This is a genomic window from Cyanobium gracile UHCC 0281 (assembly GCF_034931305.1).
Lineage (GTDB): Bacteria > Cyanobacteriota > Cyanobacteriia > PCC-6307 > Cyanobiaceae > Cyanobium > Cyanobium gracile_A.
Genome location: NZ_JAYGHY010000049.1, coordinates 1 through 22008, shown reverse-complemented (window position 1 = coordinate 22008; position 22008 = coordinate 1). Strand labels below are relative to the sequence as shown.

32 protein-coding genes are annotated in these 22008 nt (G+C 68.0%); 16 read left to right on the top strand and 16 right to left on the bottom strand.

Annotated elements, in window-relative coordinates; genetic code table 11:
• Positions 1 to 213 precede the first annotated feature (213 nt).
• From VB739_RS12735 to VB739_RS12705, 7 genes are all read left to right on the top strand, one after another.
• Positions 214 to 768: a dihydrofolate reductase family protein gene (locus VB739_RS12735; RefSeq protein ID WP_323357423.1), complete on the top strand. Its 555-nt coding sequence runs from the start codon at positions 214 to 216 to the stop codon at positions 766 to 768.
• A gap of 167 nt (positions 769 to 935) precedes the next feature.
• Positions 936 to 1811 carry a bile acid:sodium symporter family protein gene (locus VB739_RS12730; RefSeq protein ID WP_323357422.1) on the top strand — a complete coding sequence of 292 codons (876 nt, stop codon included), beginning with the start codon at positions 936 to 938 and terminating at the stop codon, positions 1809 to 1811.
• Between the two features lie 151 nt (positions 1812 to 1962).
• Positions 1963 to 2253, top strand: a complete 291-nt coding sequence (locus VB739_RS12725; protein ID WP_323357421.1) for a hypothetical protein — start codon at positions 1963 to 1965, stop codon at positions 2251 to 2253.
• A gap of 4 nt (positions 2254 to 2257) precedes the next feature.
• Positions 2258 to 2539, top strand: a complete 282-nt coding sequence (locus VB739_RS12720; protein WP_323357420.1) for an antibiotic biosynthesis monooxygenase — start codon at positions 2258 to 2260, stop codon at positions 2537 to 2539.
• Between the two features lie 15 nt (positions 2540 to 2554).
• Positions 2555 to 2752 carry a hypothetical protein gene (locus VB739_RS12715; protein ID WP_323357419.1) on the top strand — a complete coding sequence of 66 codons (198 nt, stop codon included), beginning with the start codon at positions 2555 to 2557 and terminating at the stop codon, positions 2750 to 2752.
• 40 nt (positions 2753 to 2792) lie between these two features.
• Entirely contained in the window at positions 2793 to 3047 is a 255-nt protein-coding gene (locus tag VB739_RS12710) for a hypothetical protein (RefSeq protein ID WP_416233334.1), read from the top strand.
• Positions 3047 to 3502 carry a hypothetical protein gene (locus tag VB739_RS12705; protein WP_323357418.1) on the top strand — a complete coding sequence of 152 codons (456 nt, stop codon included), beginning with the start codon at positions 3047 to 3049 and terminating at the stop codon, positions 3500 to 3502. Before VB739_RS12710 ends, VB739_RS12705 begins: the two co-directional genes overlap by 1 nt.
• 3 nt (positions 3503 to 3505) lie before the next feature.
• Here VB739_RS12705 and VB739_RS12700 read toward each other — a convergent pair whose 3' ends face one another.
• Genes VB739_RS12700 through VB739_RS12690 form a run of 3 tightly spaced genes read right to left on the bottom strand, consistent with a single transcriptional unit; the run spans position 3506 to position 5225 of the window.
• The gene (locus VB739_RS12700) at positions 3506 to 3991 is read right to left on the bottom strand and encodes a GNAT family N-acetyltransferase (RefSeq protein ID WP_323357417.1); all 486 of its coding nucleotides are present in this window, start codon (positions 3989 to 3991) and stop codon (positions 3506 to 3508) included.
• Positions 3988 to 4428, bottom strand: coding sequence for a hypothetical protein (locus VB739_RS12695; RefSeq protein ID WP_323357416.1), 441 nt, complete (start codon positions 4426 to 4428; stop codon positions 3988 to 3990). Before VB739_RS12695 ends, VB739_RS12700 begins: the two co-directional genes overlap by 4 nt.
• Complete coding sequence (locus VB739_RS12690) at positions 4425 to 5225, bottom strand: sulfite exporter TauE/SafE family protein (protein ID WP_416233335.1); 801 nt, start codon at positions 5223 to 5225, stop codon at positions 4425 to 4427. Before VB739_RS12690 ends, VB739_RS12695 begins: the two co-directional genes overlap by 4 nt.
• 265 nt (positions 5226 to 5490) lie before the next feature.
• On the opposite strand from VB739_RS12690, the gene VB739_RS12685 reads away from it, so the two are divergent.
• Positions 5491 to 5835: a metalloregulator ArsR/SmtB family transcription factor gene (locus VB739_RS12685; RefSeq protein WP_323357414.1), complete on the top strand. Its 345-nt coding sequence runs from the start codon at positions 5491 to 5493 to the stop codon at positions 5833 to 5835.
• Positions 5836 to 5863: 28 nt separating this feature from the next.
• On the opposite strand, the gene VB739_RS12680 is transcribed toward VB739_RS12685, so the two are convergent.
• Positions 5864 to 6415, bottom strand: a complete 552-nt coding sequence (locus VB739_RS12680) for an HPP family protein (protein ID WP_323357413.1) — start codon at positions 6413 to 6415, stop codon at positions 5864 to 5866.
• Between the two features lie 175 nt (positions 6416 to 6590).
• On the opposite strand from VB739_RS12680, the gene VB739_RS12675 reads away from it, so the two are divergent.
• The gene (locus tag VB739_RS12675; protein ID WP_323357412.1) at positions 6591 to 7202 is read left to right on the top strand and encodes a cytochrome b/b6 domain-containing protein; all 612 of its coding nucleotides are present in this window, start codon (positions 6591 to 6593) and stop codon (positions 7200 to 7202) included.
• A gap of 30 nt (positions 7203 to 7232) precedes the next feature.
• Positions 7233 to 7943 (top strand): molybdopterin-dependent oxidoreductase, encoded by a 711-nt coding sequence (locus tag VB739_RS12670; protein ID WP_323357411.1) that lies wholly within the window; start codon positions 7233 to 7235, stop codon positions 7941 to 7943.
• A 15-nt stretch (positions 7944 to 7958) separates the two neighbouring features.
• On the opposite strand, the gene VB739_RS12665 is transcribed toward VB739_RS12670, so the two are convergent.
• The 3 genes from VB739_RS12665 to VB739_RS12655 form a co-directional block, all read right to left on the bottom strand.
• Positions 7959 to 9206, bottom strand: a complete 1248-nt coding sequence (locus VB739_RS12665) for a cytochrome c biogenesis protein DipZ (protein WP_323357410.1) — start codon at positions 9204 to 9206, stop codon at positions 7959 to 7961.
• Positions 9207 to 9271: 65 nt separating this feature from the next.
• Positions 9272 to 9784 carry a DM13 domain-containing protein gene (locus VB739_RS12660; protein ID WP_323357409.1) on the bottom strand — a complete coding sequence of 171 codons (513 nt, stop codon included), beginning with the start codon at positions 9782 to 9784 and terminating at the stop codon, positions 9272 to 9274.
• A gap of 68 nt (positions 9785 to 9852) precedes the next feature.
• Positions 9853 to 10413 carry a hypothetical protein gene (locus tag VB739_RS12655; protein WP_323357408.1) on the bottom strand — a complete coding sequence of 187 codons (561 nt, stop codon included), beginning with the start codon at positions 10411 to 10413 and terminating at the stop codon, positions 9853 to 9855.
• A gap of 305 nt (positions 10414 to 10718) precedes the next feature.
• Between VB739_RS12655 and VB739_RS12650 the strand changes: the two genes are divergently transcribed.
• Positions 10719 to 11471, top strand: a complete 753-nt coding sequence (locus VB739_RS12650) for an anti-sigma factor (protein WP_323357407.1) — start codon at positions 10719 to 10721, stop codon at positions 11469 to 11471.
• 8 nt (positions 11472 to 11479) lie between these two features.
• Here VB739_RS12650 and VB739_RS12645 read toward each other — a convergent pair whose 3' ends face one another.
• From VB739_RS12645 to VB739_RS12635, 3 genes are all read right to left on the bottom strand, one after another.
• Complete coding sequence (locus VB739_RS12645; RefSeq protein WP_323357406.1) at positions 11480 to 12286, bottom strand: iron-sulfur cluster-binding domain-containing protein; 807 nt, start codon at positions 12284 to 12286, stop codon at positions 11480 to 11482.
• Between the two features lie 54 nt (positions 12287 to 12340).
• The gene (locus VB739_RS12640) at positions 12341 to 12850 is read right to left on the bottom strand and encodes a hypothetical protein (protein WP_323357405.1); all 510 of its coding nucleotides are present in this window, start codon (positions 12848 to 12850) and stop codon (positions 12341 to 12343) included.
• Between the two features lie 68 nt (positions 12851 to 12918).
• The gene (locus VB739_RS12635) at positions 12919 to 13431 is read right to left on the bottom strand and encodes a DM13 domain-containing protein (RefSeq protein ID WP_323357404.1); all 513 of its coding nucleotides are present in this window, start codon (positions 13429 to 13431) and stop codon (positions 12919 to 12921) included.
• Between the two features lie 122 nt (positions 13432 to 13553).
• On the opposite strand from VB739_RS12635, the gene VB739_RS12630 reads away from it, so the two are divergent.
• From VB739_RS12630 to VB739_RS12615, 4 genes are read left to right on the top strand one after another with little or no spacing between them, the layout of a single operon-like run.
• Positions 13554 to 14543, top strand: a complete 990-nt coding sequence (locus tag VB739_RS12630; RefSeq protein ID WP_323357403.1) for a DMT family transporter — start codon at positions 13554 to 13556, stop codon at positions 14541 to 14543.
• Entirely contained in the window at positions 14534 to 15121 is a 588-nt protein-coding gene (locus VB739_RS12625) for a sigma-70 family RNA polymerase sigma factor (protein ID WP_323357402.1), read from the top strand. Before VB739_RS12630 ends, VB739_RS12625 begins: the two co-directional genes overlap by 10 nt.
• Positions 15118 to 15819: an anti-sigma factor gene (locus VB739_RS12620; protein WP_323357401.1), complete on the top strand. Its 702-nt coding sequence runs from the start codon at positions 15118 to 15120 to the stop codon at positions 15817 to 15819. The genes VB739_RS12625 and VB739_RS12620 overlap by 4 nt, the downstream gene beginning before the upstream one ends.
• Before the next feature lie 3 nt (positions 15820 to 15822).
• Positions 15823 to 16533, top strand: coding sequence for a cupin domain-containing protein (locus tag VB739_RS12615; protein ID WP_323357400.1), 711 nt, complete (start codon positions 15823 to 15825; stop codon positions 16531 to 16533).
• On the opposite strand, the gene VB739_RS12610 is transcribed toward VB739_RS12615, so the two are convergent.
• The 6 genes from VB739_RS12610 to VB739_RS12585 form a co-directional block, all read right to left on the bottom strand.
• Entirely contained in the window at positions 16475 to 17320 is an 846-nt protein-coding gene (locus VB739_RS12610; RefSeq protein WP_323357399.1) for a metal ABC transporter permease, read from the bottom strand. The genes VB739_RS12615 and VB739_RS12610 overlap by 59 nt on opposite strands.
• Positions 17321 to 17521: 201 nt before the next feature.
• The gene (locus tag VB739_RS12605) at positions 17522 to 17734 is read right to left on the bottom strand and encodes a hypothetical protein (protein ID WP_323357398.1); all 213 of its coding nucleotides are present in this window, start codon (positions 17732 to 17734) and stop codon (positions 17522 to 17524) included.
• A gap of 269 nt (positions 17735 to 18003) precedes the next feature.
• Positions 18004 to 18372 (bottom strand): AbrB family transcriptional regulator, encoded by a 369-nt coding sequence (locus VB739_RS12600; RefSeq protein ID WP_015110192.1) that lies wholly within the window; start codon positions 18370 to 18372, stop codon positions 18004 to 18006.
• A 260-nt stretch (positions 18373 to 18632) separates the two neighbouring features.
• On the bottom strand, positions 18633 to 19865 hold the full coding sequence (locus VB739_RS12595) for a mechanosensitive ion channel family protein (RefSeq protein ID WP_323357397.1): 1233 nt from the start codon (positions 19863 to 19865) through the stop codon (positions 18633 to 18635).
• Complete coding sequence (locus VB739_RS12590) at positions 19862 to 21088, bottom strand: extracellular solute-binding protein (RefSeq protein WP_323357396.1); 1227 nt, start codon at positions 21086 to 21088, stop codon at positions 19862 to 19864. The genes VB739_RS12595 and VB739_RS12590 overlap by 4 nt, the downstream gene beginning before the upstream one ends.
• Positions 21089 to 21226: 138 nt before the next feature.
• Positions 21227 to 21481, bottom strand: coding sequence for a hypothetical protein (locus VB739_RS12585; protein ID WP_216906524.1), 255 nt, complete (start codon positions 21479 to 21481; stop codon positions 21227 to 21229).
• 62 nt (positions 21482 to 21543) lie between these two features.
• On the opposite strand from VB739_RS12585, the gene VB739_RS12580 reads away from it, so the two are divergent.
• A complete protein-coding gene (locus VB739_RS12580; RefSeq protein WP_323357395.1) occupies positions 21544 to 22005 on the top strand; it encodes a protein phosphatase in 462 nt (153 codons plus the stop codon).
• The last annotated feature ends 3 nt before the right edge of the window (positions 22006 to 22008 follow it).

The window sequence follows — 22008 nt, the reverse complement described above, 5'->3', positions numbered from 1 at the left end:
ACAACACCTACAGACCGCATTCGGCTCTTCAGGGGCGTACGCCACTGGAAGTCCTCCAGCAATGGAAAGCGGCCTGATCACCCCACCAGCTCTCATAGGAACTGGACCACTGATGGGGGTCACGTCAGGGGCCCCTGGGCAGACGCACCGGCTGCCGGGCTGCGAGCTCCTAGCGTCAGGCCACCTCAGCCGGCCCAGCGTCTCACCAGCACCATGACGACGCAGTACTACACCGCCTCCAGCCTTGATGGCTTCGTTGCCACCGAGGATGACTCCTTGGAGTGGCTGTTCCCCCTCGGCGATGTCAAGGAAGCAGGCTTTCCGACCTTCATCGCCCAGGTTGGCGCAATTGCCATGGGAGCCTCAACCTATGAATGGATGCTGCGCCATTCCGACAAAGTTGTGGAGGATTCGGGGTCTCCTTGGCCCTTCTCCCAGCCCTGCTGGGTGTTCACCCACCGTGAGCTTCCTGGCATTGATGGCGCTGATATCCGCTTCGTCCAGGGCAATGTCAAGGACGTCCATCCAACGATGCTGGAGGTGGCGGCGGGGAAGAACATCTGGATTGCCGGCGGCGGGGCCCTTGCCGTGCAGTTTCATGATGCCGGTCTGCTGGATGAGGCCATCATCCAGATCGGTTCGGTCACCCTTGGCCAGGGCAAGCCGCTCTTTCCCCGCCGGGTGACCAACCCACCCTGGCGGTTGCTGTCGGTGCGCCAGATCGGCTCTGGTCTGGCTGAGCTGCATTACGCCCTGCCAGGTCGTTGATGGGTCGCTTCGCGGCCTGCGTCCGGCGCTGAGTTCCCCACCATCACCGGAGCAGCGCTGGCGGAACTCCAGGGCATCGGCATCGCCCGGCCGATCCTGGTGTCCCTGCCGCGCTTCGCGCGGGTGAGAATCAGGGCGACGGTGATTCAGGCCATGGCGAGACGCTGATGCAGAGCAGCTTGTTCACGGTTGTCCTGCTGCCGCTGGCTCTGGCCATCGTCATGCTGGGCATGGGCCTCAGCCTGGTGCCCGAAGACTTCTCGCGCATCACGCGCTATCCCAGGGCGGTTGCGGTGGGCACCGTCTGCCAGACCCTTCTGTTGCCGCTGTTGGGGGCACTGATCGCCTTGGCCGTTCCCATGGAGCCGGCGATGGCGGTGGGTCTGGTGGTCGTGGCTGTCTGCCCGGGCGGGCCGTCTTCAAACCTCATGACCTACCTGGCCCGGGGGGATGTGGCGTTGTCGGTGACACTGACGGCCGTCAGCAGCATCGTCACCGTCATCACCATTCCGCTGTTCACCAACCTGGCCCTGCAGCGGTTCCTGGGGGAAGGGGCGGCGATTGCCCTGCCGGTAGGGACCACGATGCTGCAGATCGTTCTGATCACCCTGGTGCCGACGGCGATCGGGATGGCCATCCGTCACCGCTGGCCAAGGCCGGCCCGCCGCCTCGAAAGACAGATGGGCCGCATGGCCGCGGGCCTCCTGGCGCTGATCATCCTGCTGTTGCTGATCCGTGAGGGCAGCAAGCTGCCCGGGTTTCTGGCGCAGGTGGGACTCGCCATTGTGCTGCTCAACCTGCTGGCCATGCTGGTGGGCTTACTGGCAGGAAAGCTGTTCCGCCTGCCCCTGGCCCAGCAGGTGTGCATCGCCATTGAGGTGGGGATTCAGAATGGAACCCTGGCGATTGCCATCACGGCTGGCCTGCTCAACAATCCCGACATGGCGGTGCCTGCAGCGGTCTACAGCCTGCTGATGTATGTGACCGGTTTTGGAGCGATCCTCTGTGGCAGGCGTGTGGTGGGCCTGGCCCGCCAGGCTTGATCCCGGGCTGCAGGATCAGCCAACGAGGCTGACCACTGCGCTGGTGTGGGTGCCGTCGCCTCCTGCGCCATCGGGGCTGCCTTGCCGCTGTCATTGCAGCGCTGCCCGTTCTCTCCCCGTCGGCCGCTCCTACAGTGGTGAAGTGACACCTGTGGCCAGGCAGATCCTGATGGCAGCCAGAGCCGTCAGCGCCCGTCTGTTCGTATCGGATGATCTACCGTTTGGCGGTGTATTGGCGTACAAGCAGCATGTCTGGGTTGCATTGAGTTGCGGCGCTTCCATCGCCGACTCCTTGGCTCATCTTGACGGCGCTGGCAAGGGGCGATGCCACAGCAAGCTCAGCAGCATCGATGACATCAACGGCAAGCATCTGGTGGCGTATCTGACCCTTGGTGTGCAGGCGGCGCAGGAGCAGGCCTGTCATCGCCATCCCCTGGAGTGAATCCTTGGACCATGTTCTGATCATCCACGCCGTACGTGACTATGGGGCCTGGAAGACGGTGTTCGACGCGGCGGCCACCCTGCGCCGTGACGCTGGCGAGCGGTCGTTCCAGGTGCTCCGTGACGGGAGCGACCCCAACAAAGTGGTGCACTTCTCCCGCTGGGATTCGATTGCCAAGGCGAAGGCGTTCTTCGAGTCCCCCCAGCTGGTGGAGATTCGTCGGCAGGCCGGCGTCGAATCCCCTGAGTTCCTCTATCTCCACCAGCTGGAGGCGGGCACACTTTGACAGCTGGCGCCCCCCATGAGCCCCATCTTCCCCGGCCGTTCCACCGCCCAGACGATCCTCTACTGGCGCGGTGTGGGGCTGGTGCAGTGCTGGCGTTCCTTCGAAGCGTTGGAGTGCTTTTCGAAGACACGGCGAGCCGCCGCCTGGGACGGGATAGAGAGGCGTCATCTTTCCTGGCTGAGGGGGACCGTGCCGAGCTACGACAATCCCTGAGGTCCCCTCTGCCAGATTGATTGTCGTTTCAGGATGGGCCGTGACGCGCCGTCGCCCGTTTCTCAGCGCCCTGGCCGCCGTCTCCGGTCTGCTGGCAGGTCTCAGCGAGGACCCCGTCCTCGCACAGCACCCCGGCCACGGGCCCCAGAAGGCGGTGTTCGCCACCAAAGCCGAGGCCGAAGCCGCCGCGAAGCACTTCAACTGCACGGGGGCCCACAAGATGGGCCATCAATGGATGCCCTGCGCCAGCCACGGTGAAGCGACCGGCGGGACGTCCAGCCCCGCCCCGCACTGATGCCGTACCCCGTTCAGCCCGAGCCTTCCTCCGACTCGTCTCAGCCGGCCTGCGGTGGCAAGCCCAAGATCCTCGCCATCGGCATTGCCCCCCTGGGCATCATTTCAATCGGCATCGTCCCCATGGGGGTGATCAGCATCGGCGTCGTGCCGATGGGGGTGCTGAGCTTCGGCGCCGTGGCCATGGGGGTGATCAATGCCTCCGTGGTGGGCATGGGCATCCTGATCGCCGGAGTGAACGTGATGGGTGTGTGGTGGGTGGGCATGGAGGGGATGGGGCCCTACCGCCTGGGGTCCCAGGGCGGGCAGGTTCACGATCACAACGCCGGCCACAAGAACATCTACGCCTACCCCAGCCGCGAAGAAGCCCTGAGGAAGGCGAAGGAACTCGGCTGCGACGGGGCTCACCCCATGGGCTCCCTCTGGATGCCCTGCCAGCAACACCCGAGCCCTTGACGTTCAGGCCAGCGTCTTGAACATCACCAGCGCGTCCACCTCCCCCAGGCGGGGATGGCGGAAGGCCCCCGGCAGCCGGCCGATGCTGCGGAAGCCGTTGCTGGTCCAGGCCGCCACCCCGGCCGCATTGGTGGCCACCACCAGGTTGAACTGCATCGCTGTGAAGCCCCGCCGCAGGGCTTCCTCCTGGGAGTGGCGGCACAGGGCATGCCCCACTCCCCGGCCCCGGGCGGCCTCCGCCACCACATAGCCGGCGTTGGCCACATGGGCGCCGAGGCAGGGCTGGTTAGGGCGCAGGTAATAGGTGGCCACGATGGCACCATTCGTATCGGTGGCCACGAAGGTGGCGGCGGCGGTCTCCACCCAGGCCTGCCGGGCGGCGTCGCTGCCGATCGCCGGGTCGTGGGGGAAGGTTTCGCCGGCCCGGAACACCGGCTCCAGCACCGCCCACACCTCTGGCCAGTCGGCAGGGTCGTACGCCCGGATCATCCCGCCGCTTGCACCACGATCGATTTGGTCACCGTACCGGGCAGATTCCGCGACACCGGACAGACCTTCATGCGACGCTCCAGAAAGGCCCGGCTGGGCTCATCCAACTCGGGCGTCGGCGCCCCATCGGCCGCCTCCAGCCGCACCTGGAAGGTGCCGTTCACCGCCTCGATCATCCAGTCGGCGGAGGCGGTCACGCTGAGCACCCCGTCCACCGCCGCCAGGGGCAGGTGCCGCTCGAGGGCGTTGGCCACCAGATAGTGGTGCTGGCAGAGCAGCAGCGACAGCAGGAAGAGCCGGAAGCCGGGGGTCTGCAGGCTGGGCTCCAGCGGCTGCCAGGGTTCCTGGTCGCCGTTGCGGAAGTCGACGCTGAGGCTGTCGCCGGCGGCCCCGTGGCGGCTCTGCAGGCGGAACTGGAACAGGAGGGGGGTGGTCATCGCTGCTGCGGGACGGTGGGGGGGGAGGGGACGGCGGAACTGGTGGTGCGCTGGCGCTGGAAGGCTTCGGCTCCCGTGAGCAGGGCCGAACCGACCAGCAGGGCGGCGAAGCCCTGGCGAAGGTGCCGATCCGACAGGCGGGGGGCCAGCGCCTGGCCGCCGATCGCCCCCAGCAGCCCACCCACCACCAGGGGCCCCAGCAGCGGCAGGCCCGCTGCCGGCCAGTGACCCAGGGCGGCGAGGGCCACCAGGCTGTTGGTGGCGATCAGCACCAGGCTGGTGCCGCTGGCCAGGGGCATCGGCAGACCGGCCAGCAGCACCAGGGCGGGCACGATGGCGAAGCCGCCGCCCACGCCGGCGATGCCAGTGAGCAGGCCCACCAGCACCCCCTGGCCCGCCAGGGCCAGCGGCGATCCCCCCGACCGGGGCGCCCGGGCGGTCTGTGTGCCGGTGGGGCGGCGGGAGAGCAACCAGGCGGCCACCAGGGCGGCGGCGGCGAACACCCCCAGCTGCACGGGCTCGGGGATCAGGCCATGCTTCACCAGCGTGCCTCCGATCCAGCTGCCCGCCAGGGCCGGCACCCCCAGGATCAGGGCGGGCCGCGGTGCCACCTGGCGTCGCCGCAGGTAGGGGCCGGCATTGGCCACCGCCAGCAGGGTCACCGCCAGCAGCGAGAGCGGTACGGCCTCACGGGTGGGCAGCCCGGCGCCGCTGATCAACAGGGGCAGCAGCAGGATCGATCCTCCGGCCCCGAGCACCGCCAGCAGGAAGCCGATCAGGCCACCGCCGGCGGCCATCAGCAGCAGAAGGGTGGCACTCAAGGGTGCACCCGGCCCCAGGCAGGCGCCCCGCCGGCAACAGCGGCATGGGGAACTGAGGGGGCTGAGGCCATCGAAGCAACCTGCATGGGCAATTATGACTATACACGCATACAACGACGAAAGAGTGGCAGCGACGGCGCTGCAGGCCGCTGCAGAGGTCGGCTCTATTGCGGAACCGTTCTGGCCCCCACCAAGGCCGGGGAAACCCTGCATAATTCCTCTAGCGACATAACCTTCCGTCATGGGCGTTGCCGGCCCCGGTTCCATTCCCAGTCCCGAACTGCTGGAGGAGTTCAGCCAGTTCTTCCGCCTGCTGAGTGAACCGGCCCGGCTCCAGCTGCTCTGCCACCTGCGCCAGGGTTCGGCCGATGTCGCCTTCCTGATCGAGGCCACCGGATTCAGCCAGTCCCACATCAGCCGCCAGCTGTCCCAGCTGCAGCGGGCTGGTCTGGTGACCTGCGATCGGGATGGGGTTCGCCTCATCTACAGGGCCGACACCGAGCTGGTGGAGGAGCTCTGCGACCTGGTGCAGAAACGCATGAAGCAGCGCCTGCAGCAGCAGCTGGATCAGCTCCAGACGGCCTGAGGCTTGTTGGTTGCCCGGAGGCCTTTGATCAGAGCCAGTGCACCGGGTAAGTGGAGGCGCCTTTCACCCCTCGGCTGAACAACCAGGCCAGCAGCACCAGCAGCACGGATCCGGACAGCACCGGGAACAGGACGAATCCCGTGCCCGCCTTGAGGAACACCCCGAGGAAGGCCACCCCACCGGCGGGCGGATGCAGGCAGCGGCACCGCTGTCCCACCACGATCGTGAGTCCCACCGCCAGGGCCACCCCCCAGACGCCGTCCCAGCCGCCGCTCACCACCAGCCAGGCGATCACCCCCGCCACTCCGTTGCCCAGCACGATGTTGCGGGGCTGGGCCAGGGGACTGCGGGGATGGCCGAACAGCAGCACCGAGGAGGCCCCCAGCGGAGCGGCCATCAGCAGGTAGCCGCTCCAGGCGCTGAGGCCACCGAGCAGGCCGAGCGAGAGCAGGGCCCCCAGCCAGGAAAAGGTCAGGTGGTGGCGGGTGAACCTCGGTTGGTAGGCCCTGCCTCGCTCCCGCTCGCCCTGCAGTGAGGCCCGCAGCTGCCCCAGCCAGCGGCGAGCAGCAGAGGAATCCATCGTGGCTTCAGGAAGGGGTCGGCCTTCGGCCGTCGATGGATTGGCCCGGGGGGTCATCTCAGGCCACCGGGGCACAGACGTCTGGATCATTGTCGCGATCCGCCTCTGATAACCGCGTGGCAGCGGTCACCAAGGCATCCATCAGACTGGTGCCGGGTCCTGAACGCGCCCGTCAGTGATCGCCACGTCCCCCTCCCCTGCCCGAGGCCCCAGTCCCATCTGGACCCGGGCCTTCCATGGTTTCAACCTGCTGCTGCTCCTGCTGATGGCCGCCAGCGGGCTGGAGATTTACAACGCCAATCCGGTCTTCGGCGGTCGTGAGGGGGCCACCGTGCCGGAGATGTTCACCCTGGGCGGCTGGCTGGCCGGTGGCCGCGACTGGCACTTCGCTGTCATGGGTCTGTACGCCGCCAACCTGGGGCTCTGGATCGGTCTGCTGCTGCGCCGGCGCCATCGGCGCCTCGCCGGCAGCGGCGATCTGGACACCCTGCGCGCCAGCGTCAGCCCCCCCCGGCGGCGCCTGGCCAGCCACCGGATCACCTACACCCTGATGCTGATCGTGCTGGCCTTCAGCCTGATCACAGGACTGGCCATGTACAAACCGGCCCAGCTGGGGTGGCTGGTGTCGCTGTTCGCCTTCGCCGAGCCGGCTGGTCACTCCAGCTGGCAGACGCTGCGGGTGTGCCACCTGGCCACCATCCCCGTCATGGGCCTTTTGGTGGTGGCGCATGTGGTGCTCTCCTGGCGGGTGGGAGGCCTGCGGCTGCTGCGGGCGATGGTCCTCTGACGCGGCTCCTCTGAACGATGGTCCCCTGAGATGGCTGATCCCTCCGACCCCCTGAGTCGCCGCCGGTCCCTGGGCCTGCTGCTCGGTGGCGGTTCCTCCCTGCTGCTCGGAGGCTGTGCCCTCAACGGCTGGAGCGAGACGGTGGGGGAGGCCACCCAGCCGCTGAACGAACGGATCGAGGCGCTGCTCCAGGGGAAGCGCAGGCTGCCCGAATTCCGCCGCAGCCAGGTGGAGCCCGCTGCCCTGCTGGTCAACAGCTTCAACGGCACGCCCGAGATGGCGCCTGGCAGCTACCGGCTGGCCGTCAACGGGGTGGTGAGCCGTCCGCTGCAGCTGGATCTGGCGACCCTGGCCGCGCTGCCCCAGCAGGAGTGCGTCATCCGCCACGTCTGCGTGGAGGGCTGGGCGGCGATCGTCGCCTGGTCGGGACCGCGGCTGGCCGATGTGCTGGCCCTGGCCGGCCCTTCTCCCCTGGGCGCCTATCTGGCGATCCGATCGGCCGATCAATACTTCGAAACCTGGGATCTGGCCTCCGCGCTGCATCCCCAGACCCTGCTCGCCACCCACATGAACGGAGCGCCGCTGCCGCTGGCCAACGGCGCTCCGGTGCGCCTCGCCAGCCCCATCAAGCTCGGCTACAAGCAGAGCAAGTGGGTCACCGGCCTCGAACTGATCACCGGCCTGGGCGAACGGCTGGGCACCTGGGAGGACAAGGGCTATGAGTGGTTCGCCGGGCTCTGAGCAAGAACCCGGCCCTCAGGGCCGCACCAGTCCGGTGGGCACGTCCTTCTGGCCGGCTTCACGCAGCAGCTCCTGGATCGTGCGTTCGGAGGTGTCGTAGGCGCCTTCTCCGAAATGCCTATGCCGGATGCGCCCCTGGCCATCGATGAAATAAAACGACGGCCAGTAGGTGTTGCGGAAGGACTTCCAGATGGCGAAGTCGTTGTCGATCACCACCGGATAGGTGAGGCCCAGCCGGCGGACGGCGGCTCGTACGTTGCCGAGGTCATGCTCGAAGGCGAACTCCGGCGTGTGAACGCCGATCACCACCAGGCCATGGTCCTTGTACTTGCTGGCCCAGGCCCGCACGTGGGGCAGGGTGCGCAGGCAGTTGATGCAGGAGTAGGTCCAGATGTCCACCAGCACCACCTTCCCCCAGAGCTGGTCGCGGCTGAGGGGGGGCGAATTCAGCCAGGTGGCCCGCTTCGGAAAGGGCGGCAGCGTGCCCAGCACCGGCAGGCGGCTGATGGCTGGAGCGCTCGTCCCGCCGGGATCAGCGGCCGGGATCCGGCTGAGCAGGGCCTGCTCAAGCCGGTTGGTGTCGGCCAGGGCCCAGCCGGCCAAGGAGGCCTGCTCCAGACCCAGGGCGCTCACCCCCACCGCCGCCAACGCGGCGGCCCCCAGCCCGCGCCGCATCCAGAGGCCGGCCCCGCGTGTGCGCTTCAGGGCCGCGGCCAGTCGATCGCTGGCCAGGAGGGCGACCGCCAGGGAGGTGGCAGCACCCAGGCCGTAGGCCAGCAGCAACAGGGCGGTGCCGGTGCTGCCAGCCTGCAGGACCGCTCCGGTGAGGATCAGCCCCAGGATGGGCCCTGCGCACGGGGCCCAGAGCAGCCCCACCGCCACCCCCAGCAGGGCCGAGGCGCCGACGGCCTCGCCCCGCTGTTGGGCCCGATCGGAGCGCCGGGACAGCCCGGCGCCCAGCTTCACGAGCGGCTGGCTGAGGACCTCCGCCAGGGCTGGCCACAGCAGCGCGAGCCCGAACAGGGCCAGCGCGGCCAGGGCTGCCATCCGCCCCCACTGGTGGGCCTGCACCACCCAGCCGCCGCCCAGGGCCGCCAGGCTTCCCGTGGCGGCGAAGGTCAGTGCCATGCCGGCCAGAAGGGGCAGAGCACTGCGCCGGAAGGAATGCCCCACCCGGCTGAACAGGAAGGGCAGCACCGGCAGGATGCAGGGGCTGAGGATGGTCAGCAGGCCCGCGAGATAGGCCAGAAGGGGCAGGACCATGGTGGGGAGGGTGAACACCGCATCGTTTCGGCGTTCCAGCGGTCAGTGGGCTGAGGCGTCGTGGCTCAGGGCTTGAGGGGAGCCCAGGCCATGGTGGCGTTGAACTTCTGGCACCAGATCAGCACCGATTTCTGAGCCTTCAGATCGATCGAGGCGGGGATGACGTAGCTCTGGGCGCCCTTGCTGGATTGGAGCTTCGCCAGCACCGTGTAGCTGCCGGGCTTGAGGGGGAAGCCGGGGGCCTTGGTGGCGGCCAGGGGTGTGGCCGAAGGGCTGAAGATCACCTTGAGGTCGGGGGCCATGTCGTTGGTCTTGAAGTCGCCGCTGAGGGTGAGCACCGTCTTGCCGTCTTTTTCGTGGATGGAGAAGCCGCCGCTGACGGGAGCCTCGGCCTTGCGGAAGCTGCCCTGGGTCATCGCCATGCCCTTGGGTTGCATCTGGGCGGTGATGGCGGGCACGCTGCGGTCGCTGAACGGCAGGGTGAGGGGTTCGGCCTGCACGCTGAGGCCGCAGAGGGCCGAGGTGGTGAGCACGGCCACCGCACCGTTACGGACGAAGGTGCTGAAAGAACGGGACATGGGGACGACGACGCGTGGGAGGAGGAAGAAGCCGTGGCGGCAGGCCGCACGAACCCTCCATGCCGTCTTTACAGGTGAAGCTCCAGATTGGATTGGGCTGACTCCCGCAGCGGCTGGGTGCGGTCCAGGGCGTCGAGGTCGACCGAGCGCCGGCCGCTGCCGTCGATGGACACCAGATCCGTGAACCGCTGCCCTTCGAGAATGTCCTCGATCCGGTAGTGATGCACCTGCAACAGGGGCGACCCCGTCACCTCGTCGGTTCCCTCCACCAGCACCATTAGGGCTCCGCCGGCCGCCGTGATCGCCGCAAGCCCAAGCTGCACCAGGGGACTGGCCGGGGTCAGGCGATGGCTCAGCACGGCGGTGACATGCAGCTGGGGCGTTGTCGTGTTCAGCAGCGCCAGGGGATGGACGCGCCGTTGCCACACCCCCGGTTCGACCTCCTCATCCAGGAACAGGACCATCGCGTAGGACACCTTCAGCCAGTAGCTGGGATCCCGGGTCACGAAGCGGCAGCTCAGATGGCCATCGGGCCAGGTGCTCAGGCAAAGGTGGCGACTGAAGCGCAGCGGCGCATCCACCTGGGTGAAGCGCAGAAAGAACAGGCCCGTGACCATGGCGTTGGTCAACAGGCCGACGATTCTCTGCCCTCCCGCCAGGCCCAGGCTGTAGGGCGATGTGACTTCGACGGACTGGAAACTGGCGCCGAAGGCTGAGCCAGGGGCTGCGTTGATGGCCCAGCGCCAGCCGGGGCGATCGGGAGCGGTGGCGGAGGAAGGAGAACAGGAACGTCAGGGACCCGGCTCCGGAAGCTCCAGAGGCTAGGAGCGGACCGGCGCAGGGAGACCAAAGCAGATCCATTCAGGCCTCTCGCTGGTAGACCTGTTGAAACCACCCTGCAGGGGCCTCAGCGGAGTGCAACCATGCCCAATCCATGGTCCTGTCGGTCGAGCGACCCATGAATCCCGACGATGTGCCTGCGGATGGCAGCTTCGACGCCCTGATGGCGGGTCATGCCCTGGGCGATCTGGATGAGGCGGAACGGGAGCAGCTGGCGGGCTTGCTGCGTCAGCAGCCCGAGCTTGAGCAGCGTCTGAATGAATTCCGCACCACGCTCGAACTGCTGCCCCTGGCCCTGCCCCAAACCGTGGCGCCCCCAGAGCGGTTGCGCCGGAGGCTGATCAGCGGCCAGGGCACCCAGCGGCGCCAGCAGGCCCCTGAAGGCCCCTCCTTCCCCGGCTGGCTGTGGCCCACCCTGCTGGGGACGGCCCTGCTGGGGCTGGGTGTCGAGCTCCACCAGACCCGCCAGCAACTGGCCCAGATCCAGCGTCAAGTTCAGCCATCAACGGCTGCCGTAGTGCCGGTGAGCCGCCGCATGAACCTGGAGTCCCTTGATCCCGGCAGGCCGGGATCGGGCGAAGTGATGGTGACCGGCAACCCGACCAACAACGTGCTGATGCTCAATGATCTGCCGCCGTTGCCTCCCCACCAGACCTATCGGTTGTGGGCCAACGTGGGCGGCAAGACAGTGGGATGTGTCGCGTTCGTGCCGACGGCCCAGGGGCACGTGGCGATGTTGATCCCCCCCCAGCCCACCAGCCTGGCCACCAGCGTGAGCGTGAGTGTGGAAGCCGACCCCATGGGAAAGGAGCCGAAGGGGCCGATGGTGCTCTCCAGCCGCATCTGAATCCGGCCCTACAGATCCAGGCTGATTTTGGCGGATCCGGGCCGGGAGATGCAGATCAGCACCGAACCGGGAGCCACAGACGCGGTCGGTGGCTCCGCATCGATCACATCACCTTCCAGGAGTCTGCATGCGCAGGTGCCGCAGATTCCGGCGCGACAGCTGTGGTCGGGACGCAGTCCATGGGCCTCGGCGAAGGCCAGCAGGTTGTCGTGATCCCCTTGCCATTCCACGGTTCGGCCTGAGCGGGCGAAGGTCACCGTGGCCGCCAGCGACCCAGGCAGGGCAGCGTCGGCTTCACCCGCTGGCGTTGTCGCCGCAGCCCGTGGAGGTTGGCTGAACATCTCGAATCTGACGCGTTCCTCCGGCACACCTTCCGCCTTCAATCCGGCACGGATCGAGGTCATGAAGGCTGGGGAACCGCAGAGGAAGTAGTCGGCTTCATCCCGGACGAGGGAGCGGATCAGGGGGACATCCACGTAGCCCTGGCTGTGGAAATGTCCCTGATCCTCTGGTTGCGGCCTGCTGTAGACGTAATGGATCGTCAGACCCTCCATCCCCCGGGCCGTCATCGCCACTTCCTGGCGGAAAGCATGGACGCGCCCATCCCTGGCGCCATGGAAGAACCAGATCTTGCGAGCGGGGTTGTGGACGGCAACCGCCTTCAACATCGCCATCATCGGCGTGATGCCGACCCCATTGCTGAGCAGTACCACCGGGTCGGTGGGGCTGGGATCGAGCACGAAACTGCCGTTGGGGGGCCTGACCTTGAGGATCGACCCCTCCTGGATGTGGTCATGCAGGAAGTTGGAGGCCACCCCCGGTGGCACCTGCTGGCCTGTCGGGGCGGCTTCCCGCTTGATGGACAGTCGTTAGGCGTGGTGGGAGCCCGCCGTTGGCCGGGGATAGTCGGAGAGCGAATAGGTCCGGATGACCGGAGCGCCTGCCCCGGGAATCTCCAGACGGAGGGTCAGGAACTGGCCCGGCCTGAAATCGGGCAGGGGTTGGGCGTCGAGCGGCTCCAGATGGAAGGAGGTGATCTCCTCGCTTTCCTTCACCTTGCGCGCCACCCGGAAGGGCCGCCAGTCCGCCCACCCTTGCGGGCCCGTGCCGCCGCTGGCTTCAACCCCCTGGGCAGGGTCCGTCGCTGACCAGGGGCGCGGGCGGGTCAGGGCCAGCGCGGCGAGGGCACCGAGCCCCGCGCCCGCCAGGGTGCCGTTGAGGCCAGGTGCGGGCCTGGCCTCCCCTCTGGGGCCAGCGATCGCCTGGACGATCGAGACGGCGGAGAAGCTGACGATCGTGCCGGCGGCCATCCCGGCCACAAGACGTTCGAGCAGCTCCCGCGGCTGTGGACGTCCAGGCAGGACGGTCGGCTTCGGCATCGCAGTGACCTTCGCGGGTGAGGAGGTGGCCGCCGGCCGGCGGCGTGTTGATGCGGCGACGCCGTTGTTCAGGGCTTGAGGGGAGCCCAGGCCATGGTGGCGTTGAACTTCTGGCACCAGATCAGCACCGATTTCTGGGCCTTCAGATCGATCGAGGCGGGGATGACGTACCTCTGGGCGCCCTTGCTGGATTGGAGCTTCGTCAGCAGCGTGTAGGTGCCGGGCTTGAGGGGGTAGGCAGGGGCCTTGCTCATGGCCAGCGGTGTGGCGGAGGGGCTGAAGGCCACCCACAGATCCGGGGCCATGTCGTTGGTCTTGAAGTCGCCGCTGAGGGTGAGCACCGTCTTGCCGCCCTCTTCGCTGATCGAGAAGCCGCCGCTGACGGGAGCCTCTGCCTTGCGGAAGCTGCCCTGGGCCATGGCCATGCCCTTGGGTTTCATCTGGGCGGTGATGGCGGGCACGGTGCGGTCGCTGAACGGTCGGCTGAGGGGCTCGGCGTGGAGGGCCATGGTCGAGAGGGCCGAGGCGGTGACCACGGTCAGGACGCTGCGGCGCAGCAGGGAACCGTTGAGGGGGGACATGGTGGAAGGAGCGGGTGTGAGGAGCGAGAAACCGTGCGATGGTGCGCAACAGCCCCTGCCTTGGCTGTGTACCGATGAGGCCCCCCATCGGATTGCCGCCCCCGCTCCCGCACGCGCCGCCAATGCCGTCACGGGTCCGGGCGCTGCTGCCGCTGGGGCTCTACGTGCTGTTGCGGGGGCTGGATGCCACCGTCCTGAAGGGCCTGCAGGTCTTCGGCCAGGGGCATCTGGTGCGGGGCGAGAACCCGATCAGCTTCTGCAACGTGTTCTTCCTGGCCCAGCTCACGGTGGGTCTGGCGGCCCTGCTGCCCGGGCGGCGCACCCTGGTGGCTGATCTGGCGCTGCAGGGGCCGGCCGATCGGCGTCTGCTGGCTCTCAATGCCGCCCTGGGGCTGTTCCTGGGGCCTGTGGCCTATTACTTCGCGCTGGAATCCCTGTCGGTGATCAGCCAGACCCTGCTGTTCGCGCTGGTGCTGCCCGTCTCGGCCCTGCTGGCCCGCTGGCGGCTGGGGGAGGCCCTGCCTCCCGGCTTCTGGCTCAGCCTGGCGTTGATCGGTGCCGGCCTGCTGCTGCCCCAGGGCGCCATGGCCGTCGATGCCGGCCGCATGGATGAAGCCGCCGGCATCGCCTGGGCCCTGGTGGGGGTGCTGGCCTTTGCCGGCTCGGCCGTCACCGGCCGCAGCATGGCCGCCCGGGGCTGGCCGGCGGCGGTGGGGATCGGGGTGCCCACCCTGCTGTCCGCCCTGGTGTTCGGGGTCATCGCCCTGGTGCTGTTCGGACCGCATCATTTCTTCCTGCTGCGCCTCTGGTGGGTGGTGGGCGTGATCGGCGTCTATGCCCTGTCCCTCTCCCTGGGCCGGGAACTGGCGCTGCGCCGGGCCTACCGCAGCTGCAGCGTGGCGGTTGTCTCCCTCTGGGGTTCCCTGGCCCTGGTGGTGGCGGTCCTCAGCGCCGCCCTGCTGCTGGGGGAGCCCCTGAGCGGCCCGGTCCTGGCCGGTTCGGCCCTGGTGCTGGCCGGCGTGTTCGCCAGTCGCTGGCGCAGACCCATCCGATCGGGGCCTTCACCGGTACCAGAGGAACGGGAACCCAACCGGATGCCACCTTGGTTTTGAATTCCTCCGACGCCGATGCCCCCCCCCGCCGTCCGCGGCTGCGGGGCCACCTCGGCGACAGCCTCGGCGCTGACCACGACCTGGAGGAGGTCTACGACAGCTGCAGCGGTCCGGTGTACCGCCTGGCGCTGCGGCTCTGCCGCTCAAGCCACGAGGCGGAAGACCTCACCCACGATGTCTTCCTTCGCTATCGGCAGCAGGGGGGCTACGACCCTGCCCGTGGTCCTGTGCTGGCCTACCTGCTGCTGATGACGCGCTCGATGGCGATCAATCGCATCAACCAGCGCGCCAACCGCTGGCAGCTGATGCAACGCTGGTCGGAGCACCTGTTCCCTGCGGCCGTGTCCACGCCCCACGAAAGTGCCGAGGCCGAGGATCTGGCGGAGAGAGTCCGCGCCGCCCTGGCGGCCATCCCCGCCAACCAGCGGCAGGTGCTGGAGATGGCCTACTACGAAGGTCTGAGCCAGTCGGCGATCGGCGCGCTGCTGGAGCTGCCCCTCGGCACTGTCAAAACCCGTGCCCGCCAGGGCCTGATCCGCCTGCGTGCCCTGCTCCACGATTCGCCCGCCAACCCATGAACACCCACGCCACGACCACACCCGGCTTCTCCGGCATCGACGCCCTTCTGGCCGGCCATGCCTTGGGGGATCTGGAGGAGGAGGAGCGGGAGCAGCTGTCCGTCCTGCTGCGGGAGCGCCCAGAACTGCGTGGCCGCCTCAAGGAGTTCAGCACCACCCTGGAACTGCTGCCCCTGGCGCTGCCGGCCACGGCGCTGCCTCCCGCCGGCCTGCGCCGGCGCCTCCTGCAACACCGCCCTCAGCCCGAGCCACGCTGGCCCTGGCTGATGCCTGCGTTGCTGGCCACCGGCCTGCTGCTGCTGGGCGGTGAGCTGCACCAGACCCGTCAGCAACTGGCCGTTCTGCAGCGCCAGCTGGCGCCGGCACCCGTGAGCCAAAGGCGGATGATGCCCCTTCTGGCGGTGCAACCCGGCCAGCGGGCTTCGGGGGAGGTGCTGGTCACCGGTAACCCCACCCACAACATGCTGATGCTCAACGACCTGCCGCCGCTGCCGCCCCACCACACCTACCGGCTCTGGGCCAGCGTGGCCGGGCGGACCGTCGGTTGCGTGCATTTCGTCCCCAATGCCAGCGGGCAGGTGGCCATGCCCATCCCCCTCGCCCCCACCAGCCAGGCCACCAGCGTCAGCGTCAGCATCGAGGGCGACCCCACCAGCCAGGCGCCCAGCGGCCCTGTGGTGCTCACCAGTTCCATCTGAGCGATGTCGATCTCCCCATCCCTTACCAAGCTCCATGCCGATCTCAGCCGGCGTGCCGTTCTCCATAGCGACCTTCTGCCCTGGCTCCCGTCGCCCCTGGCCGGGGTGGAGCGGCGCCTGCTGGAGCGCGACGGCGGCGAGGTCGCCCGGGCCACCTCGCTGGTCCGCTATGCCCCCGCCAGCCGCTTTTCCCCCCATCACCACGGCGGTGGCGAAGAGTTCCTTGTGCTGGAGGGTGTCTTTTCCGACGAGCACGGCGACTACGGCCCGGGCACCTACGTGCGCAACCCGGTCGGCTCCGCCCATGCCCCCTTCAGTGCAACCGGTTGCACCATTCTGGTGAAACTGCGGCAGATGGATCCCGCCGACCAGACGCGGGTCGTGATCGACACCCGGCGCTCAGCCTTCGTGCCTGGTCTGGTCGCAGGCCTCACCGTGTTGCCCCTGCACGGCTTCGGGAGCGAACAGGTGGCCCTGGTGCTCTGGCAGCCGGACACCCGCTTCCATCTCCACGCCCATCTCGGGGGCGAGGAGATCTTCGTGCTCGACGGGGTGTTCGAGGACGAACAGGGTGCCTATCCGGCGGGCACCTGGTTGCGCAACCCACCCGGTAGCCGCCATGCGCCCTTCAGCCAAAGCGGTTGCCTGATCTGGGTCAAGACCGGCCACCTGGCGCCGCCATTCCCCGGAATGGAGCCAGTGCCAGGGCGGTAAGGAAGCCCACCAGCTGGGCGATCACCACGCTCGGGCCCGACGGCAGGGCGAAGGCGGCCGAGAGCAGCAGGCCCAGCACGGCACAGGCGGCCCCCAGCCCGGCGGCCAGGACCACATAGGTGTCGAAGCGGCGGCTCACCAGGCGAGAGGCGCAGGCGGGGATGACCACAAAGGCGCTGATCAGCAGCACCCCCACCGCCTTGACGGAGATGGCCACCACCACGGCCAGCAGGATCAGAAACAGCAGCCGGTGCAGGGAGACGGCGACCCCCCGGGAACGGGCGAGCGGTTCGTCGAGGGTGAGCAGCACCTGGTCGCGCCGGGTGAGGGCGAGGTAGCCGGTGGTGACGACCAGCAGGACCCCGATCAGGCTGAGGTCGAGCCAGGTGACTCCCAGGATGTCGCCGAAGAGCAGCTGCTGAATGCCGCCCTTGTAGACCCGCAGCAGGCTCAGGGCCACCACGGCCATGGCCAGTGACGAGGAGTAGACGATGTTCAGCAGGGCATCCGCCGGCAGGCGGCTGCGTTGCACCAGCTGGTTGGTCATCAGAGCGAAGAGCACCGCAAAGGGGATCAGCACCAGGGTGGGATCGATGCCCAGCAGGATTCCCAGCGTGATGCCGAGCAGGGCGGAATGGCCCAGGGCGTCACTGAAGAAGGAGAGCTGGCGCAGCACCGCGAAACTGCCGAGCACGCCGCCGAGGGCGCCGCTCAACAGCCCGCCGAGGAGGGCCCGCTGCATGAACGGCAGCTGCAGCAGGTCCACCAGGGTCGATCCCTCCGTCATGTCCAGCGTCATCGGCTCAGGGTACCCAGGCTGCCCGGGCTCCCCTGCCGTCAGGAGGCCGCGTGGGCCAGGGCCTCGCCGACCAGGGCCAGGGAAGCCGCCAGCAGCACCAGGCGACCGGCCCGGCAAAAGAGGCGTGAGGTGACGACGAAACCCATCGGGATCATTGGAGTGCTCCGTTTCAGGGCAAGGGGAAAAGGTTCAGCGGCCCGTCGTCTGCAGGGGACGGAGGTCCGGCAGGGCCACGGAGAAGGCGGGGGATCCGTGGCGAGTCAGGGGCCAGCGCCGCACCCAGCAGCTATCGGTTTCTTCGTCGATGCTGATGACCTGGTAGGTGCCGCCCTGGCGGCTGCTCAGCTGTACGAAGCCGCCAGGGTGGGGAGCTGCGGAGGAATGGGTGGAGGGGTAAGGCATGGGTCAGACCACGCATCAGTCCTAAACGTAACAGAAGGTTGCAGATTGATTGACGGAAACCCCCTTGGTGTGCATTCCAAGGCACATGGTGGCCGTTCCGTCCCCACAAATGCGTAACCCCCTCAGGGCGGGCCCAAGGGGGTTACTTTGCGAAAGCAGTGGGGAGTTGATCGGTCTCCCTGCTCCACAAGATCGTTCTAGATCAGCAGTAACGGCTACAGCGCAGGCCTGCACATTCCGTCACAAGCCAGCAGCGGTTCACGATCGGTTCACTCGTCGTCGTCGGAGCCGCCCACCGGCACCAGGCGAATCGCCTTGCGACCCAGCTTGATCTCGAATTCGTCGCCCGGCTCGAGGCCCAGCATGGCGGTGTAGGCCTTGCCCACCAGCAGGTTGCCGTTGAACTGAACCTTGGCGGTATAGCCGAGTTTACGGCCGGCCTTGGTGGCCGCCTTGCCCACGCCGTCGCCGAGGTTGATCCCCTTGGCATCGAGAAGCGCTTCGTAGAACGCCGTGAAGTTCAGCCGTTCATTGCCGTCCTTCTTGGTGCTCACGTAGCCGCAGCTGCGGACCAGATCCGATTTTGAAGCGTCTCCCAGCTCTTTCACCTTGGCGAGCAGATCGGCACCTTTGAGCATGATGCAATGGCGGTTGGTATTAGGCGAAATTGTACAACTTGGGCCTGCGATCGCCAGTTGGGCCAGGTGCGGCTTTCCCCGCCCTCCGTCCCTATTCATTGCCGCTGCTCTCGTGTCGGCGGCTGTACTCTCACCACCGCTCGCTGGCCATGGCCGTAGGGACGCAATCCGGCAGCATGGGCTAACCTTGAGCCCGCCATCCCCGGCAGCGCGGAGAGCTGCAGTCCATGGCCCTGGGGCTGTGGCAGGGCATGCAGCCTTCAGCTCTTCGGTGGACCCTCCACCCGATACTGCACCTGCTGCGGGAAGGGGATCTCGATGCCTCGCTCCCGGAAGGCCTGCCAGATTCCGGCCTGCACCTCGCTGCAGATCGAGACGTTATCCATGGGATTGGCGATCCAGAAGCGCAGGGCGTAGTCGATGGAGGAATCGCCATAGCGGAGCAGCAGACCCTTCGGTGCGGGTTTGTCCAGCACCCTGGGCAGGCTGCGGGCCGTGGCTTCCAGCAGGGCGAGCACTTCGGCGGGATCGTGGCGATAGGCCGCACCCACCAGCACCTGGCTGCGTCGCATGGTGTCGCTGCCGGTGTAGGTGACGGTGGTGGTGGTGAAGAACGTCTGGTTGGGGATCACCAGTTCGGCATTGTCCCGGTCGCGCCAGAGCACGGCGGCCCGCAGGCCGAGGCTGCGCACCTCGCACGGATCGCCGTCGATGAAGAGCACCTCCCCAGGCCGCACGGAACCCTCGAACAGCAGCCACAGACCACTGACAAAATTGGAGAAGACTTCCTTGATGCCGAAGCCCAGGCCCACCGAAAGGCCGCCGGCGACCGCCAGGATCGCGGTGCGATTGAAGCCCACATGATCGAGGGCCCAGACGATCCCGATCGCCACCGCCACATAGCGGATCATCAGGGCCAGAGCCCGGCGGCTGCCGTTGCTGATGCCCACGCTGCGCTGCACCAGCCAGGCCATCCCCTGGGCCGGTGGTCCCGTGCCCATGGCCAGCACGTACACGATCACCACCGCCAGCAGAAGGCTTCCCAGGTTCACCGACGATCCGAACCACTCGCCGATCGGGATGATGGCCAGATCCTGGGGGTTGTCGAACACCCGGATCACCAGCAATGCGGCGCCCAACAGGTACGCCGGGCGGATCAGGCGCGTCTCCAGCAGCCGCATCGGTTCGGGTTGGATGAAGCGGCCCAGCAGCAGGTGCAGGCCTCCCAGGCCAAGCCAGCCCAGGTACAGCAGCAGCCCCAGCAGCACCAGGCCATAGGGGAGGCCACCGAGCCCCAACGACAGGGACAGCAGGCTCAGCAGGACGGGGATCACCGCCTCCGGTCGCCCTGCCAGGGGAAAGCGGCGGGCCAGCCGGCCGCGCAGGGCACGATGGCCGAGGAACACCACCGCCAGCAGCAGCAACTGAAGGCGCACCTCGTTGCGCTGCAGGTAGCCCAACCAGCCGATGATCTCCTGCAGCAACAGGTTCATCGCTGCCTCCCGCCACTCAGGAGGGTGATCAGCCCCTCAAGGGCGTCCTTCTGGCTCAGGTCATCAAAGAGGTAGCGGGTGAGCAGCGCCTGCCAGCCCTCCCGTTGGCTCTCGCTGCTGCCCTGATCCAGGCGGGTCGTGGCGCTTCGCAGGCTCTGGTCGCGCCCCTCCACCATGGCCGCGACCACGGAGGAACTCTGCACCGGCGGAGCAATCTCCAGGTTCACCGGCAGCACGTACTTGTTGCGCAGGACCAGGTCCCGCTGGTGCAGGGGACTGACGGCGAACCGGGCCAGGGCCAGGGCGAGCTGGCGTTGCTCGGGACTGGAATTGACGCCGAACGAGAGCACCCGCTCCCGGGTGATCGGGCTGGCCTCGCCGAAGGGCCCGGAGGGCAGGGCCGCCACCCCCAGGTTCTGGCCCAGGCGTGATCGCAGCCGGGTGATGTTGATGCTGCGGCAGGGAATCCAGTCGAGGGAACCCCCGATCAGTGCCTTCAGCAGCTCCGTTTCGGAGGGAAACACGGTGACGTGCTGTTGCCCGTCCGCCTGGCGCAGCCACTGCAGCCAGCCATTCAGGCTCTGTCGGCTCATCGGCGTGGCTGGCTCCCCCGCCAGCAGGTCGCTCACCGCGTTGATCGCCCCAAGCGGACCCAGGGTCCAGGCCAGATTCATCGCATCGAGGGAGAAGCCCACCTCCATTCCCTTGGCGCTGAATGCCAGCAGCTCATCGAGGTTCGCGGGGCTGCGCTTGATGCGGCGCCGATCGAAGCAGGCCACCTGGGGCTGCAGCTCCATGGGGATGCCGATCAGGCTTCCATCCTGGCGCCGCACCCTCTGCACCGAGCCGGGATCCAGCTGATCGAGCACCACCGCCGGGACCCTCACGGTGCTGATCAGCCGGTCGCTGGCCAGCTCCCGGGCCGTGGCCTGGTTCACCAGCAGCAGGTCGGGACTCAGGCCCGTTCGGTTGCGGATCCGGAGTTCATTGCGCAGGCTTTGCTCAGCAAAGACCTGCACCTGGAGGCGCACCTTCGGCTGGAGGGCGCGGAACGTGGCCTGGAGTTCGGCCGTGCGCTGCCTCACCTCCTTCTGTAGCTCGAAGTCAATGTCGTCCTGGCTGACCCCCACGGCGATGTAGAGGGTGCCCCCGAGGGGGCGCAGCACGGGCCTGGTGCGGTTCGGCTGGCACCCCCCCAGGGAGACCACCAGAGGGATGGCCAACCCGGCGGCCAACAGTTTGCAGGCCAGCGTCCTTCGGCCCTGAGCGGGTGGGGTGAGGGAGCGGCGGCAGAAGGGAATCACACCGGGAGGCTAGGGGTGTTCGCTGCCGAGGGCACCCCTGGCGGCGGCCCGCGCCGCTCAGTCCTCCGGGTAGAGCAGCTCGGCGAGTTCGTCGGGGTCCACGTCGTAGACCCGCGCCAGGGTGGTTTCGATGGCGCTGGTCACCACGTCCGGCAGGAAACGCATCGCGTTGAGGGCGTCGTCGGCGATGTCGTCGGTGAGGAGCTTCTCGCCCCCCAGCTTCTCGTCGTTGATCACGGCCATCACCCAGCTCTGGTAGGCGGTGACGAGATCGGCGAACTCGAGCTCAGGATCGTTCAGATCGAGGGCCATCGGGCGTCTCCAGGGACGGACGTTGCTTCTGCAGTTTGCCGCCTGGTCGTCAGGATGGAGGGATGCATCAGGAACCCCTGCCATCGGTGGCCTCCCTGCAGGGCACCCTGTTCGACTTCGCGATCGCTGAGCTGGTGCGCAGCCATCGCGAGAGCTTCCCGCCCCTGTGGACGGCCGAGAGCTGGGCCAAGTTGATGATCTGGCTGGCGCTGAGCTGTGGCTGCTCCGGCGAGGTCAGAGCCCTGGAGGCGTTCGCGGCGGCCCTGGGTCCTGCACTCACGGCCCGGATGCGGCGGCTGTTCTTCGAGCGGGAGCTTTCTGATCTGAACCTGCGCGTGATGGCCGACCCGGCCGAGCAGCAGGTGCTGCTGCTGCCGTTGGACGCGGGTCTCGACGCCGACTTCGCTGCGGCGGGGGCCGCCCTCCAGGCCGTGGGCCTCAGTGACCGCGTGACGCCCGATCGCAGCCGCTGGCAGTCGCTGGAGGCGCTGCTGGCGGTGCCGTGGCAGTCCGAAAGCGGCTGAGGC

Coding starts and splice junctions, on each gene's coding strand:
- VB739_RS12605 (WP_323357398.1), bottom strand. CDS start 17,734: ATGCCTTACCCCTCCACCCATTCCTCCGCAGCTCCCCACCCTGGCGGC.
- VB739_RS12665 (WP_323357410.1), bottom strand. CDS start 9,206: ATGGTCCTGCCCCTTCTGGCCTATCTCGCGGGCCTGCTGACCATCCTC.
- VB739_RS12640 (WP_323357405.1), bottom strand. CDS start 12,850: ATGCCGAAGCCGACCGTCCTGCCTGGACGTCCACAGCCGCGGGAGCTG.
- VB739_RS12660 (WP_323357409.1), bottom strand. CDS start 9,784: ATGTCCCGTTCTTTCAGCACCTTCGTCCGTAACGGTGCGGTGGCCGTG.
- VB739_RS12690 (WP_416233335.1), bottom strand. CDS start 5,225: ATGGCCGCCGGCGGTGGCCTGATCGGCTTCCTGCTGGCGGTGCTCGGG.
- VB739_RS12610 (WP_323357399.1), bottom strand. CDS start 17,320: ATGACGGAGGGATCGACCCTGGTGGACCTGCTGCAGCTGCCGTTCATG.
- VB739_RS12585 (WP_216906524.1), bottom strand. CDS start 21,481: ATGGCCCTCGATCTGAACGATCCTGAGCTCGAGTTCGCCGATCTCGTC.
- VB739_RS12630 (WP_323357403.1), top strand. CDS start 13,554: ATGCCGTCACGGGTCCGGGCGCTGCTGCCGCTGGGGCTCTACGTGCTG.
- VB739_RS12695 (WP_323357416.1), bottom strand. CDS start 4,428: ATGACCACCCCCCTCCTGTTCCAGTTCCGCCTGCAGAGCCGCCACGGG.
- VB739_RS12620 (WP_323357401.1), top strand. CDS start 15,118: ATGAACACCCACGCCACGACCACACCCGGCTTCTCCGGCATCGACGCC.
- VB739_RS12705 (WP_323357418.1), top strand. CDS start 3,047: ATGCCGTACCCCGTTCAGCCCGAGCCTTCCTCCGACTCGTCTCAGCCG.
- VB739_RS12615 (WP_323357400.1), top strand. CDS start 15,823: ATGTCGATCTCCCCATCCCTTACCAAGCTCCATGCCGATCTCAGCCGG.
- VB739_RS12700 (WP_323357417.1), bottom strand. CDS start 3,991: ATGATCCGGGCGTACGACCCTGCCGACTGGCCAGAGGTGTGGGCGGTG.
- VB739_RS12680 (WP_323357413.1), bottom strand. CDS start 6,415: ATGGATTCCTCTGCTGCTCGCCGCTGGCTGGGGCAGCTGCGGGCCTCA.
- VB739_RS12685 (WP_323357414.1), top strand. CDS start 5,491: ATGGGCGTTGCCGGCCCCGGTTCCATTCCCAGTCCCGAACTGCTGGAG.
- VB739_RS12600 (WP_015110192.1), bottom strand. CDS start 18,372: ATGCTCAAAGGTGCCGATCTGCTCGCCAAGGTGAAAGAGCTGGGAGAC.
- VB739_RS12595 (WP_323357397.1), bottom strand. CDS start 19,865: ATGAACCTGTTGCTGCAGGAGATCATCGGCTGGTTGGGCTACCTGCAG.
- VB739_RS12730 (WP_323357422.1), top strand. CDS start 936: ATGCAGAGCAGCTTGTTCACGGTTGTCCTGCTGCCGCTGGCTCTGGCC.
- VB739_RS12650 (WP_323357407.1), top strand. CDS start 10,719: ATGGTCCTGTCGGTCGAGCGACCCATGAATCCCGACGATGTGCCTGCG.
- VB739_RS12735 (WP_323357423.1), top strand. CDS start 214: ATGACGACGCAGTACTACACCGCCTCCAGCCTTGATGGCTTCGTTGCC.
- VB739_RS12635 (WP_323357404.1), bottom strand. CDS start 13,431: ATGTCCCCCCTCAACGGTTCCCTGCTGCGCCGCAGCGTCCTGACCGTG.
- VB739_RS12715 (WP_323357419.1), top strand. CDS start 2,555: ATGAGCCCCATCTTCCCCGGCCGTTCCACCGCCCAGACGATCCTCTAC.
- VB739_RS12580 (WP_323357395.1), top strand. CDS start 21,544: ATGCATCAGGAACCCCTGCCATCGGTGGCCTCCCTGCAGGGCACCCTG.
- VB739_RS12670 (WP_323357411.1), top strand. CDS start 7,233: ATGGCTGATCCCTCCGACCCCCTGAGTCGCCGCCGGTCCCTGGGCCTG.